At 72.0% G+C, this 12,447-nt stretch carries 13 protein-coding genes; 3 read left to right on the forward strand and 10 right to left on the reverse strand.

The window, feature by feature from the left end; genetic code table 11:
- Positions 1 to 120: 120 nt before the first annotated feature.
- Both ABZ463_RS27695 and ABZ463_RS27700 read right to left on the reverse strand, forming a co-directional pair.
- Positions 121 to 1,206 carry an alcohol dehydrogenase catalytic domain-containing protein gene (locus ABZ463_RS27695; protein WP_362780466.1) on the reverse strand — a complete coding sequence of 362 codons (1,086 nt, stop codon included), beginning with the start codon at positions 1,204 to 1,206 and terminating at the stop codon, positions 121 to 123.
- 12 nt (positions 1,207 to 1,218) lie between these two features.
- Positions 1,219 to 1,413 carry a ferredoxin gene (locus ABZ463_RS27700; RefSeq protein WP_362780470.1) on the reverse strand — a complete coding sequence of 65 codons (195 nt, stop codon included), beginning with the start codon at positions 1,411 to 1,413 and terminating at the stop codon, positions 1,219 to 1,221.
- Between the two features lie 235 nt (positions 1,414 to 1,648).
- On the opposite strand from ABZ463_RS27700, the gene ABZ463_RS27705 reads away from it, so the two are divergent.
- The gene (locus tag ABZ463_RS27705; protein ID WP_362780587.1) at positions 1,649 to 2,281 is read left to right on the forward strand and encodes a class I SAM-dependent methyltransferase; all 633 of its coding nucleotides are present in this window, start codon (positions 1,649 to 1,651) and stop codon (positions 2,279 to 2,281) included.
- Here the strand turns inward: ABZ463_RS27705 and ABZ463_RS27710 are convergent.
- The 6 genes from ABZ463_RS27710 to ABZ463_RS27735 form a co-directional block, all read right to left on the reverse strand.
- Positions 2,188 to 3,096, reverse strand: a complete 909-nt coding sequence (locus ABZ463_RS27710; RefSeq protein ID WP_362780472.1) for a hypothetical protein — start codon at positions 3,094 to 3,096, stop codon at positions 2,188 to 2,190. The two genes, ABZ463_RS27705 and ABZ463_RS27710, sit on opposite strands and share 94 nt — an antisense overlap.
- A complete protein-coding gene (locus ABZ463_RS27715; protein WP_362780475.1) occupies positions 3,093 to 4,760 on the reverse strand; it encodes a VCBS repeat-containing protein in 1,668 nt (555 codons plus the stop codon). Before ABZ463_RS27715 ends, ABZ463_RS27710 begins: the two co-directional genes overlap by 4 nt.
- Positions 4,757 to 5,887 (reverse strand): DUF1702 family protein, encoded by a 1,131-nt coding sequence (locus ABZ463_RS27720; RefSeq protein ID WP_362780477.1) that lies wholly within the window; start codon positions 5,885 to 5,887, stop codon positions 4,757 to 4,759. The genes ABZ463_RS27715 and ABZ463_RS27720 overlap by 4 nt, the downstream gene beginning before the upstream one ends.
- 93 nt (positions 5,888 to 5,980) lie before the next feature.
- The gene (locus ABZ463_RS27725) at positions 5,981 to 7,045 is read right to left on the reverse strand and encodes a prenyltransferase (protein WP_352015141.1); all 1,065 of its coding nucleotides are present in this window, start codon (positions 7,043 to 7,045) and stop codon (positions 5,981 to 5,983) included.
- 40 nt (positions 7,046 to 7,085) lie between these two features.
- Positions 7,086 to 7,799: a methyltransferase domain-containing protein gene (locus ABZ463_RS27730; RefSeq protein WP_352015142.1), complete on the reverse strand. Its 714-nt coding sequence runs from the start codon at positions 7,797 to 7,799 to the stop codon at positions 7,086 to 7,088.
- 25 nt (positions 7,800 to 7,824) lie between these two features.
- The gene (locus tag ABZ463_RS27735) at positions 7,825 to 9,069 is read right to left on the reverse strand and encodes a glycosyltransferase family 4 protein (protein ID WP_352015143.1); all 1,245 of its coding nucleotides are present in this window, start codon (positions 9,067 to 9,069) and stop codon (positions 7,825 to 7,827) included.
- Positions 9,070 to 9,367: 298 nt separating this feature from the next.
- On the opposite strand from ABZ463_RS27735, the gene ABZ463_RS27740 reads away from it, so the two are divergent.
- Together ABZ463_RS27740 and ABZ463_RS27745 are read left to right on the forward strand one after the other, a co-directional pair.
- On the forward strand, positions 9,368 to 10,396 hold the full coding sequence (locus ABZ463_RS27740; RefSeq protein ID WP_352015144.1) for a GDP-mannose 4,6-dehydratase: 1,029 nt from the start codon (positions 9,368 to 9,370) through the stop codon (positions 10,394 to 10,396).
- On the forward strand, positions 10,387 to 10,944 hold the full coding sequence (locus ABZ463_RS27745; RefSeq protein ID WP_362780480.1) for an AAA family ATPase: 558 nt from the start codon (positions 10,387 to 10,389) through the stop codon (positions 10,942 to 10,944). The genes ABZ463_RS27740 and ABZ463_RS27745 overlap by 10 nt, the downstream gene beginning before the upstream one ends.
- A 39-nt stretch (positions 10,945 to 10,983) precedes the next feature.
- Here ABZ463_RS27745 and ABZ463_RS27750 read toward each other — a convergent pair whose 3' ends face one another.
- Together ABZ463_RS27750 and ABZ463_RS27755 are read right to left on the reverse strand one after the other, a co-directional pair.
- Complete coding sequence (locus ABZ463_RS27750; protein ID WP_352015146.1) at positions 10,984 to 11,736, reverse strand: TraR/DksA C4-type zinc finger protein; 753 nt, start codon at positions 11,734 to 11,736, stop codon at positions 10,984 to 10,986.
- A gap of 299 nt (positions 11,737 to 12,035) precedes the next feature.
- Complete coding sequence (locus ABZ463_RS27755) at positions 12,036 to 12,401, reverse strand: hypothetical protein (protein WP_352015147.1); 366 nt, start codon at positions 12,399 to 12,401, stop codon at positions 12,036 to 12,038.
- Positions 12,402 to 12,447: the final 46 nt, after the last annotated feature.

Below are 12,447 nucleotides of genomic sequence, written 5' to 3' on the forward strand. Positions count from 1 at the left end.
TCCTCGCGCTTGGCGCCGGTAAGGCGCGGGCCGAAATCCTTCACGCTTGGTGCTGGGGGAGCACAGCAAAAACCGGGGCGGGGAGAGACCGAATCAAGAGATTTTCTAGGGCGGGGTGAGTCAGTCCATGAGAATGATCTGACGGAGGGGTTCGCCGGTTTTCAGTGCATTTATGGCTCCATTAAGGTTTGAGAGTGGAAGGCGAGTGGTAATCATGCTTTCCAAGTCAAGTTTGCCTGCTTTGTAGAGCTCGGCAAGGAGGGGAAAGTCCCTGCGGACGTCCGCGCCGCCGTACAGGGAGCTGAGGATGTTCTTGCCCTCGAACAGCAGGTTGAAGGCGCTCAGCGGGACGAGGTCGTCGGAGGCGCCCGCGCCGACCACGATGACGTCGCCGCCGCGGCGGGTCGCCTTCCAGGCGGTCATGATGGTCGCGGAGCCGCCCACGGCCTCGAAGCCGTAGTCGAAGCCCCGTCCACCGGTGATCGTGCGGACGGCGTCGGAGAGCCGGTCGGGGGTGACGGCGTGGGTGGCGCCGAGCTTGAGGGCCAGTTCGTGCTTGGACTCCAGGGGGTCGATCGCCAGGATCGTCGTGGCCCCGCAGACACGGGCGCCCTGCACCACGGACAGGCCGACGCCGCCGCAACCGACCACGGCCACGGTCGAGCCGGGCCTGACGCGGGCGGTGTTGAGCGCCGCGCCGACACCGGTCGTGACGCCGCAGCCGATCAGCGCCGCGATCTCGAAGGGCAGCTCGGGGTCTATCCTGACCGCGCCCTGCCAGGGGACGACGATCTCCTCCGCCCAGGTACCGCATCCGGCCATGCCGTACGCCGGGGTCCCGCCGTCGTAGCGGAAGCGGGCGTTGACGAAGGCGTCCTTCATGTACGTCATGCACAGGAAGGGCTGGCCCGCCAGGCAGTTCGAGCAGGTGTCGCAGGCCGGGGTCCAGTTGACGACCACGTGGTCGCCGGGGGAGACCGAGGTCACGCGCTCCCCGGTCTCGACGACCACGCCCGCGCCCTCGTGCCCCAGCACGACCGGCAGCGGCATGGGCAGCACTCCGCTGACCACCGAGAGGTCGGAGTGGCAGACGCCGGTCGCCCTGATCCTGACACGGACGTCGGCGGGCCCGACGGGGGCGAGGGTGAGGTCGTCCCGGATGTCGAGACGGTCGTCGCCGACGGCGTGCAGCAACGCACCACGCATGGGGAAGCCTTCCTAGTTGCCCTCGATGGAGAGGGCGGCCTTCGGGCAGGACCGTACGGCGTGCCGGACACGGTCCCGTGCCTCCGGCGGCGGTTCGGGCAGCAGCACGTGGAGCTGGTCGTCGTCGTCGAGTTCGAAGACCTCGGGGGCGAGTCCGGTGCAGACGGCGTTGGCCTCGCACACCATGTGGTCGACTTTGACCTTCATGTGAACCTCCTACGCGGGGGACAGGTCAGATGAGGGAACCCGCCCCTGGATCAGACCGTAGGGCACGGACGTCGCGTGTGGTCTGTCACGGGGGGTTCTTCGCGGCCCGCTCCGGGGCCTGACGGCGGGCGCGCTGGTTCACGGTGGAAAGTAGAACATGTTGCATAACGGTGGACAAGGGCCGTGTGGAACGCCGGTCGGTCCCCGATAGCCTGCTGCGGTGAGCGACGTGACCATGCCCGAGGACCTGCTGGACGCCGCGCTCGGCGCAAAGGGGTTCATGCCGCCCGCCGAGGGCCTCGCCCTCTTCGAGACGGCCGTCGAGTACGGCCCGCGCGGTCCGATCTGCGAGATCGGCACCTACTGCGGGAAGTCGGCCGTCTACCTCGGGGCGGGGGCCAGGCTGGCCGGTTCCGTGGTCGTCACCGTCGACCACCACCGGGGCTCGGAGGAGATCCAGCCAGGCTGGGAGCACCACGACCCCACGCTGATGGACCCGCGCTTCGGCAGGATGGACTCCCTGCCGACCTTCCGCCACACGATCGCCGCCGCGGGCCTCGAAGAGGAGGTCGTCGCCGTCGTCGGCCGCTCCGAGCGGGTGGCCGCGCTCTGGAGCACCCCGCTGGGGATGCTCTTCATCGACGGCGGCCACTCGCGGGAGCCGGTGACCGGTGACTACGAGGGGTGGGCCCCGCACGTCCTCCAGGGCGGGGCACTGGTCTTCCACGACATCTACCCCGACCCGGCCGAGGGCGGGCAGGAGCCCCACCGCGTCTATCTGCGCGCCCTGGCCTCCGGGGCGTTCAGGGAGGTCAGACGGGAGGGCTCACTGCGGGTCCTGGAGCGTGTCGGCCCCGGCATCGGCTGACCCCGCCGCCCCAGCACGGCCAGACAGGCCCCCCGCAGCGCGCAGACCGCCAGCAGCGCCGCCATGGGCCCGGGGCCGGGCAGCGCCAGGTACAGCACGGCGGCGGACAGGCCGAACACGACCTGCTCACGTGGCCGGGACGGCGTCGTGCGCGCCTCGGGCAGCACGAAGCAGGTGTGCAGGACGAACGCCGCGTCCGTCACCGCCAGGAGGCCGTGACCCAAACCGTGACCCAAACCGGGACCCGCGACCAGCCCGGCCAGGGCCACGCCCCCGGCCCAGGCCAGCACCAGCGGCAACCGCCCGGAAGACCGTACGAACGTCATGCCGAGGGCCAGGAGCACCAGCGGCACGAACGACTGCAGGGCCTCCGGCACCCACGCGGTGAACTGGTACGGCGGCGCCATCTCGACCCCGGGGCGCAGCGCCGCGACGGTCACCCCAAGGGCGACCGGGTTCACGAAGGGCGTCCCCGGCCGCCCGGCCCGCAGGACGTGCCTGCTCGCGACCCCCACCAGGGCGGCCAGCGCGATCCCGGCCAGGTGGGCCTGGCCGTACAGGAGCATCGCGCACAGCAGGCTCTCGGCGTAGGACGGCAGCAGGAAGGCGCGGTCGGTCAGGTAGCGGGGTCTGTCGCGGGATGTCCAGGCCCGCACGGTCTCCAGCGCCAGTTCGGCGGTCACGCCGGTGAGGACTCCGACGACCGGTGCCAGGTAGGCCTGCTCGAACCCGAGCAGGAGGTGCCCGGCGAGGGTGACCACGGTCACCGAGACCGCCAGCCGGTGCGAAACGGGCACCCTTGTAGGCGCTGTCATGGGTTCCTCAGTTCCGACACGCCCTGGGGGGTCAGCAGGAGGTCGTGCCAGCCGGGGTCGAGGGAGACGGTGGCGGTGCGCGGGACGCCGCACTCGTCGCGCCAGGACAGGGCGACGGGCAGGGCCGCCTCACCCGTGTCGGTCTCGCCGAGACCGAGGAGCAACTCGGGGGCGGAGGCGGCGGGGTAGAGCTGCCCGGCGAGTGTGCCGCCGTCCGGCAGCCTCAGTCTGGCCTCCGCCCCGATCGCCGGGCGCGTCACGCCTGCCGCGCCGTGCGCCGCGCCGCAGGGGCCGGCGGGCAGGCGGGGACGCAGGCCGACGAAGGGGGCGGTGACACCGTGGTTGCGGTACAGCGTGGCCGGGGTCAGAGGGCCGGAGACCGCGACGTCGAGACGGCCGTCGTCGTCCACGTCGCCGACCGCCAGGGCCGTCGCGTCGCCCCCGGGAGGCACCGGTCCGGCCACGTTCGTGTGACGGCCGTCCGCGCCTGGCGTGAAGAGGGTGACGCCCCCGGGCGCCGCGACCGCGTACATGATCTCGTCGTGGCCGTCGTTGTCGAGGTCGGCGGTCTCGACGTCCCACACCCGTCCGGTACGGCCGAGCCCCAGCTCCCCGGCCCGGTCCTCGTACGGCGCCTCGCCCTCGTGCAGGTGCTCCCGCAGTCCGGGCAGGACCGTGGAGACGAAGACGGGCCCGATCTCGTCGGGGCCCCGCCCGATGAGGATGTCCTGCGCGCCGTCGGCGTCGAGGTCGGTGAAGGCGACCGCCCCGCTGTCCGAGGAGTCCCGGCCCAGGACGGACGACCTCGGCGTGGTCAGGTCCCGGGTGCCCGACGCCACCCGGAAGGCGGCCCTACCCGGTGCCGACTCGTTGACGAGCAGCGTGTCGGGTCCGAGGCCGTTGGCGAGGTACAGCTCCGGCAGCCCGTCGCCGTCCAGGTCCCGGGTGCCGAGCGCGAGCGTCCCGCCCGTCCGCCCGGCCTCGCCGAACGCCTGCGGCGCCTCGGTGAACGTGCCCGTCCCCGTCCCGAGGTACAGCCGCGGCCCGTCGTCGTGGACGTCCGGCGACGAGCCGCCCGAGGTCGTCCCGGCGGCGAGGACCAGGTCGAGGTGGCCGTCGCCGTCGAAGTCGCCGACGCTCGCGGCGGCCGTGTTCCACGGGCCGGGCCGTACGGCGGGCTCACGGTGGGCGAAGGCGGTGGCGGAGGGACGGGTCCCGGGAAGGCGGACGAACAGGGAGGGGGAACGGTCCCGGTAGAGGACGACCAAGTCCTGCGCGCCGTCCTCGTCGAGGTCGGCGGGTAGGCATCCGACGGGCACCCCGCGCGGGCCGGGGGCGGTCAGCCTGAACGGCCGGTAGCCGCCGTGGGTGCCCGGCACGGGAGCCACGGTCACCCCGCCGTGACGGGGGTCGGCCAGGCAGACGTCGTCGGAGACGATCTCGCCGTCGAGGTCGAAGAGCGCCACTCCCGTCGCGGAACCACCGAGCCGGTCGGCGGCGAAGGAGAAGACCGGGGTGGTGGGGGAGGGGGCGGGGGGCTCCGCCGTACCGGTCAGGGCCCACCCGACGGCGACGGCCGCCAGCGCCACCAGGGCGGCCGGACGGACCGGGGGCACGGCGTCGGCCGTGTCCCTGGACGTCGCGCCTGGCCGTACTTCGGTCACGAGCCGCGGTTGCGCCTCGCCCAGGCCTTCCTGACCCCGGCCCGCCATGCCTGGTAGTGGTCGCCGGTGTGCGCGTTGTGCCCGAGGGCGACGAGCGCGGTGTCCGTCCAGCCGCCCGCCTCCTCGACGCCGACCTCGCACAGGGCGAGGACGGCCTCGGCGGTGTGCTCGGGCACGGTCCTTGAGATCAGGTGGGCCGAGCAGGCGAAGGCGGCGCCCTGCACGAGGTGGGCGCGGAAGCCGTCCTCGGCCGCCGCGGCGCTGAGCCGTTCCAGCTCGCAGGCCCGCGCGCCGCCCGCGTAGGCGGCGGCGAGCCCGATCCCGCTCCACAGGTCGGCGCGGCGGCCGAGGGGGAACTCGGCCAACCGGAGGACGACGTCCTCGACGCCCGCGCACTCGTGGAACCAGAGCATCCGGCCGACCCCCTGGTCGAAGATCGCCCGCCTGGTCCGGTCGAGCAGGCCCGCCGTACGCTGACGCCCGACCGTCCGGTCGGCGGCGTAGAAGCCCTGGTGGAAGCCGAAGCCGTCGAAGGCCAGCCAGCGCAGCAGGGGGTGGACGGAGTGGATGCCCCACATCGGGCGCATCCGCAGCCGGGCGTATCCCCGGCCGGCACCCAGGTGGATCATGTGCGGGTAGCGCACACCCTGGCCGCTGAGCAGGTTCCTGAGCCGTTTGCCGCCGGACGCGGTGAGCACGTCGAGGGACGCGCAGGCCATGCCCGCCCCCTCGTAGGCGAAGCCGCGCAGTTCCTCACGCAGGCCGTCGATCCGTTCGGGCTCGCCCGCGATCACCGCGTTGTGCCCGGCGACGCACGCCCGCCCGGCGTTCTCCAGGTGCTCCCTGGCCGGGCCTAGCCGGAAACGCCGCACCCCGAACCCGGTCCGATCGGGGTCCTGCCAGAACAACCCGGGCAGGCCACGCGGCCTGCCCGGTGCCGGATCGCCGGGCGGCAGGGCGGGCGACGGGGCACGGGGCGCGGGGCAGGGAGAGCGGACGGGGACGGTGCGCTCGCCCGCCTCCGGCTCCGGTGCCCCGGGACCGGGCACACCTGGATGGGGCGCGGCGACCGTCGTCACGCCGCCGTCGCCCCCCGCGATCTCTCCGTCGCCCTCCGTGTCGCTCACGTGCCCGAACGTAGTGAGCCGTCCCCGAGCCTTCAAGCACCGCCTCGGATTCGGGCGAAGAGATTCGGGGGAAGGGATTCGGGCGCGGGGTCGTCAGGCGGGTGAACCGGCGTGACTGCAGCCGCAGTCCTGGGCCGGGCGGTCGGCGGCCCGGTCTTCCACGGCGCCGGGCATGGCGCCGCGCACGTCCCTGAACAGCCCGGAGGCCGGGGTGAGGCCGTACAGGGCGTCGGCGGCGAGAACCACGGCGGCGGCGGTGTAGGCGGAACGCTCGTGCGGGAACCACTTCTGGTTGGCGAACTGCCAGCCGGTCCAGTAGGAACCGTCCTCGTGCCTGAGGTGCTGCATGTCGGTGAAGATCCGCAGCGCCTCGTCCCGGTCGCCGAGGGCGTCCAGGGTGAGCACCAGCTCGCACGACTCGGCGCCGGTCACCCACGGCTGGTCGGAGACGCAGCGCACGCCGAGGCCGGGTTCGACGAAGACGGCCCACTCGGCGGCGAGTCGCGCCCGCGCGGCGGGGCCCCGCACCGCGCCGCCGAGGACCGGGTAGTACCAGTCCATCGAGAAGCGGCTCTTGTCGGCGAACGCCTCGGGGTGGTCGGACAGCACGTGGGCGAGCCGGTCGGCGGCCAGCTCCCAGTCGGGCTGCGGGTCGCCGAGACGTTCACCGAGCAGCACGCCGCAGCGCAGCCCCTGGTGGATGGAGGCGCAGCCGGTCAGCAGGGCGTAGCCCGCGGGCTCGCCGTCGGCGGTGCGTTCCCAGACGACCTCGCCCCGGGCGGTCTGCAGCCCGACCACGAAGTCCAGCGCGGACCTGACGACGGGCCACATCTCACGGGCGAAGCCGTCGTCCCCGGTGACCAGCAGCTGGTGCCAGACGCCGACCGCGACATAGGCGGCGTGGTTGGACTCCCCGCCCCGCTCGACGGCCAGGCCGCCGACCAGCTTCATCGGCCACGAGCCGTCCGCGCGCTGGTTGCGCACCAGCCAGTCGTAACCCCTGCGCACGGGACCGCTCAGCCCGGCGACGCCCATGGCCATCAGGCACTCGACGTGGTTCCAGGCGTCCACGTGCCCCTCGGGCCAGGGGACGCCGCCGTCGGCCTCCTGCACGGCCGCGATGCTCAGGGCGGTCTCGACGACCAGTTCCCGCCTCATCGGCCGCTCCGGTCGTCTCGGGGCGCGGGGCCGTACCGGGTCACGCGGGCTTCCGCACGTAGAGCACCACGCTCTTGCCGATGAACGGGTTCAGCAGCGTCTCGGCGATCCGGGTGACGGCGGGGCGTTTCATGATGTCCCACACCAGCAGCTCGTGGTAGGCCTTGGCCAGCGGGTGGTCGTCGTTGCCGACGCCGACCGCGCACTTGATCCACCAGTACGGCGCGTGCAGTCCGTGGGCGTGGTGGTGGGAGCCGATCTCCATGCCGACGGCCTTCAGCTTCGCGCTCAGCTCGGCGAGGGTGTAGATGCGCACGTGCCCGCCGGGGGCCGTGTGGTAGGCCTCGTCGAGCGCCCAGCAGATCCGTTCCGGCAGGAAACTCGGCACCGTGATCGCGGCGCGTCCGCCGGGCTTGAGCACCCGGAAGATCTCCCGCATGGCGCTCATGTCGTCGGGGATGTGTTCGAGCACCTCGGCGGCGATCACCCGGTCGAAGGTGGCGTCCTCGAAGGGCATCTTCAGCGCGTCGCCGGTCACGGTCTCGCCGACCGCGCCCTCGGGCACCTCGCCCTCCTTCGCCATCGCGGCGAACATGCCCGCGACGCCTTCGAGTTCCTCGGCGTCCATGTCGAAGGCCACCACGTCCGCGCCCCTGCGCAGCACCTCGAAGGCGTGCCGTCCCGCCCCGCAGCCCAGGTCGAGGACACGCAGGCCGGGTCCGACGGGCAGCCGGTCGAAGTCGACGGTCAGCACTTGCCGCTCCTTGTGAAGTGGTCGGTCACCGGGCGTTGTGCGCGGCGATGGCCTCGCGGTAGGCGTCCACGGTGCGCTGGGCGACGACGCGCCAGGTGTAGCGCTCCATGACCCGGTCGTAGCCCCTGCGCCCGACCTCGGCCCGCTCCTCGGGGGAGTCGAGCAGGCGCCGCAGTACGGTGGCCAGCTCCTCGGGGTCTCCGGGGGCGACCTGGACGGCGGCGTCGCCGACGACCTCGGGCAGCGCCCCCGTCCGTGAGGCGACGAGCGGGGTGCCGCAGGCCATGTGCTCGACGGCGGGCAGGGAGAAGCCCTCGTAGAGGGAGGGCACGACCGAGACCTCCGAGGTGGCGATCAGTTCGCCCAGCTCGGTGTCGGAGATGCCGTGCACGAACCTCACCCGCTCACGCAGGGAGAGTTCGGCGACCAGCTTCTCCGTCGGTCCGCCGGGGGTCGGTTTGCTCACCACGGTGAGGTTCACCTCGCGCTCGGTGGCGAGCTTGGCGACCGCCCGCAGCAGGGTGGCGACACCCTTCATGGGGGAGTCGGCGCTGGCGACCGCGACGATCGAGCCAGGCCGTTTGGGCATCTCGGGGCGCGGGTGGAAGTAGCGGGTGTCGACCCCGAGCGGGATGAGCCGCATGTTGGCCTGCGGCACGTTGAAGTCGCGGTGGATGTCGGCCAGCGAGGACTCGCTGACGGTCAGGATCGGGTTCAGCCTGGGGGCGACCCTGGCCTGCATCCTGACGAAGCCGTACCACCTTCTGAGCGTGAGGCGCTTGCGCAGCGGGGCCTCGCTCAGCTCGATCCTGCGGTCGACGCTGATCGGGTGATGGATGGTGCCGACCACGGGGAACAGCTTCTGGATGTCCAGCAGGCCGTAGCCGAGCGTCTGGTTGTCCTGCACCACGTCGAAGTCCCCGACGCGTTTGGCCAGCTCGCGGCGGGCCCGCAGGGTGAAGGTCAGCGGCTCGGGGAACCCGGCGGTCCACATGGTCCCGACTTCGAGAAGGTCGATCCAGTCGCGGTACTCGCCCAGCTTGGGGGTGCGGAAGGGGTCCTCGTCACGGTAGAGGTCCAGGCTGGGGATCTTGTTGAGAACGACCCCTTCGTCCAGTTCGGGGTACGGCTGGCCGGAGAAGACCTCGACGTGGTGCCCGAGGGCGACCAGTTCACGGCTGAGGTGACGCAGGTAAACGCCCTGCCCGCCACAGGTCGGCTTGCTCCGGTACGACAGCAGCGCGACCCGCAGGGAGTCCGCGTCAGGCACGGCAACCCCTTCCTCAGCCTGTCCGGAAGGGGACAGGTACCGTGAAAGATGACCTCAGTATTCGGATCTTACCATTCGGTATCTCTCTTCCACCTAATGTGGAAACGGTGCTAAAGCCACTTCTGTCGCGCGCCAACTGCGGCATCACGCCAACCGAACGACGTTCGGTGGAACGTGTTCTAGGGTACTGGGGCCCTGAGTCGTGCCCGGCGACGGGAGGGGCGATACATTCGCCGTCACACGGCACTCAGCCGAGCGGAAGTCCCACTTCACGAGCTTCACAAGCGAGGAGGACGCCTTGGCCAGGCGCGCGCTGATCACCGGTATCACCGGGCAGGACGGTTCCTATCTGGCCGAGTGCCTGCTCGATCGGGGTTACGAGGTCTGGGGGCTCGTCAGGGGACAGGCCAACCCCCGTGTCTCCCGGGTGCGCAGGCTGCTGCGGGACGTCCGCCTCGTCCGGGGCGACCTCCTCGACCAGGGTTCGCTGATCTCCGCCGTTGAGAAGGTCCAGCCCGACGAGGTCTACAACCTGGGCGCCATCTCGTTCGTGCCGATGTCGTGGGAACAGGCCGAGCTGACCGGCGAGGTCACCGGGATGGGCGTGCTGCGCATGCTTGAGGCCATCAGGGTCTGCTCGGGTGTCTCCTCCTCACGCACCCCCGCGGAATCCGGCCAGATCAGGTTCTACCAGGCGTCGTCCTCGGAGATGTTCGGCCAGGTCAGGGAGACTCCGCAGACCGAGATCACCCCCTTCCACCCCCGCTCGCCGTACGGCGTCGCCAAGGCCTACGGCCACTTCCTCACCCAGAACTACCGTGAGTCGTACGGGATGTTCGCGGTCTCGGGGATCCTGTTCAACCACGAGTCCCCGCGTCGGGGCGCCGAGTTCGTGACCCGCAAGGTCTCCCTCGGGGTCGCCCGCATCAAGCTCGGGCTCGCCGACCGGCTCCGCCTGGGCAACCTGGAGGCCCGCCGCGACTGGGGGTACGCGGGCGACTACGTGCGGGCGATGCACCTGATGCTGCAGGCGGGCCCGCCGGAGGACTACGTGATCGGCACCGGCCGTACGCACACGGTTCGTGAGCTGGTCGAGGCGGCCTTCGCCGCCGCCGGGCTCGACTGGGAGCGGTACGTGGTCACCGACCGTTCCCTGCACCGCCCGGCCGAGGTCGACCTCCTGTGCGCCGACCCGAAGAAGGCCCGTGAACAGCTCGGCTGGGAGCCCTCGGTCTCGTTCGAGGAACTGGTCACGATGATGGTCGAGTCCGACCTGAAACTGCTGTCCGAGGGCGGCGACCCCGAGCAGGACTCCTCATGGCCCTGAGCGAGGAGGCCGGGCGGCGGGCCGTCCTGTTGGTCACGGGCATCCAGGCGGCGGGCAAGTCAACGGTGGCGCAGCGGCTGGCCGAGCGGCTGCCCCGCTCGGCGCACGTGCGCGGCGACGTGTTCCGCCGCATGGTGGTCGGCGGCAGGGCCGAGATGACTCCCGAACCCTCCGCCGAGGCGCTGGCGCAACTGCGTCTGCGGCACCGGCTGACCGCGGCCACCTGCGACGAGTACTTCGCGGCCGGGTTCACCGTGGTGGCCCAGGACGTCGTGCTGGGCGAGCATCTCGTGGAGATGACCCGGCTTGTCCGCGCCCGTCCCCTGCTGGTGGTCGTGCTCGCCCCGAGGGCCGAGGTCGTCGAGGCGCGTGAGGCCGCGCGGGCCAAGGACGCCTACGTCCACTGGAAGGCCGGTCCGCTCGACGCCGTTCTGCGCGAGCGGACCCCGCGTCTCGGCCTCTGGCTCGACACCTCGGAACAGACCCCCGAGGAGACCGTCGAGGAGATCCTCGCCCGTGCGTGGACCGAGGCCCGCGTCGGCGGCTGAGCTGACCGCCTTCGACGGGCCCCGGTCGCCGGGGCCGGGTCAGCCGTTCTCGTGGCGGCGCTGGCACTGCATGCAGAAGCGCGCCAGCGGACGGGCCTTGAGCCGCTCGAACGGGATGCCGGAGCCGCAGCCGTCGCAGCGGCCGTAGGTCAGCTCGGCGATCTCGCCCAGCGTGGCGCGCAGGACGGAGGCGCTGCGCTCGGCGGAGACGATGTCGGCCAGCAGGGCCGACTTCTCCGAGACCTCGACCGAGTCGTCGCCGACCGCGGCCTCCAGCTCGGAGAGCTGCCTGGTCCACCGCAGGAGCTGGCCTTCGAGCTCCTCACGGATGCTGTCGAGCTGGACGCTGCTGAGGTGGACGTCGGAGATCATGGTGTTCTGGTCCTTTCTGAGGGTCGGGAAGCTCGCCAGGGCCGGCCCCGAGGGGCGGGCGCGCGGGGTTTCGCAGTCGTCGCAGTGCCGGGTGTGCGGCACCTGCCGCAGCCGTCGCAGCGCGATGAAGGCCCCGCAGTGCTCGCAGGTGCCGTAGACCCCGAAGTCGAGCCGCTCGATCGCGGCCTCGATCTCCACGACGGTCCGCGCCGCACGGGCGGCACGCCTGGCGGACAGGGAGACGGGCTCCCCCGGGTCCTCCGGGGACGCCGGCTCGCTCCCGGGTTCGGTCTCGTTCTCGGTCATGGCGTCCCGCGCGGCGCCGAGCCGTTCGTGCAGGAGCGCGCGCAGTTCCTCCAGATGCGTCGTGTGACGCTGGTAGTCCTCAAGCAGCCTGCTTGTCGACCTGATGTCGCCCATGGGACATCGACTCCTTGGATGACTCACGGCGGTCGTGGCCGGTCACGGCTGGACACGGTCTCCGCCGGGAAAGCCGGAACTCGAAAGGCAGGGCGGCGCGAAAGCACCGCACGACTGTGGGACCCCGGCCGGCCACCGCTCGACGCGGTCCCCGTCGGGGCAGGAAAGAAGAGAAAAGGGGCAGCGGGGCCCCCTCAGGCCGTCGTCGTTGACGCGATCATGGACGTGGACTGCCCGGGGACGGGCCTTCCACGCGTCGTCTCGCCTACGGAGAGCCGGTGGCCTTCAAGAGGGCGCCGTCAGGCGGACGGCGGGCTGCGCGAGGTGACGGCGCGCTGGACGTCGTGTCTGGGCGCGGCGGCGGGGCCGGTCGGGCGCCAGATGGAGGGCGGCGGCCCGGGGGTCGCGACCGTGGCGCCGACGGCGAGGAGGGAGCGGAGCTGTCCCGGCGTCGGCAGGTGCTCGGTCCCACCGGCGAGCAGTCTCGGCGCGGTGGAGTGACCGGCGGTGTCGGTGCCGGGGACCCAGAAGCCGGTGCCCGCGTCCGCAGGCCTCCAGCCGCCGGACCACGGGGAGGGGGAGACGGCGGCCAGCAGAAGAACGAGAAGCAGACCCACCGCCGTGACCGCGGTGGGCCTGGGTGTGCCCCACCGCGGTTCCCTCATCACCTCGACCATAGTCGACGTTCCGCGAAAGGGCACTTTAGATATG

This window comes from Streptosporangium sp. NPDC020145 (genome assembly GCF_040631275.1).
Lineage (GTDB): Bacteria > Actinomycetota > Actinomycetes > Streptosporangiales > Streptosporangiaceae > Streptosporangium.

Bases quoted from the DNA above. Each gene is read 5' to 3' on its own strand.
- ABZ463_RS27695 (WP_362780466.1), bottom strand. From the start codon at position 1,206: ATGCGTGGTGCGTTGCTGCACGCCGTCGGCGACGACCGTCTCGACATC.
- ABZ463_RS27700 (WP_362780470.1), bottom strand. From the start codon at position 1,413: ATGAAGGTCAAAGTCGACCACATGGTGTGCGAGGCCAACGCCGTCTGC.
- ABZ463_RS27705 (WP_362780587.1), top strand. From the start codon at position 1,649: ATGCCCGAGGACCTGCTGGACGCCGCGCTCGGCGCAAAGGGGTTCATG.
- ABZ463_RS27710 (WP_362780472.1), bottom strand. From the start codon at position 3,096: ATGACAGCGCCTACAAGGGTGCCCGTTTCGCACCGGCTGGCGGTCTCG.
- ABZ463_RS27725 (WP_352015141.1), bottom strand. From the start codon at position 7,045: ATGAGGCGGGAACTGGTCGTCGAGACCGCCCTGAGCATCGCGGCCGTG.
- ABZ463_RS27745 (WP_362780480.1), top strand. From the start codon at position 10,387: ATGGCCCTGAGCGAGGAGGCCGGGCGGCGGGCCGTCCTGTTGGTCACG.
- ABZ463_RS27750 (WP_352015146.1), bottom strand. From the start codon at position 11,736: ATGGGCGACATCAGGTCGACAAGCAGGCTGCTTGAGGACTACCAGCGT.
- ABZ463_RS27755 (WP_352015147.1), bottom strand. From the start codon at position 12,401: ATGAGGGAACCGCGGTGGGGCACACCCAGGCCCACCGCGGTCACGGCG.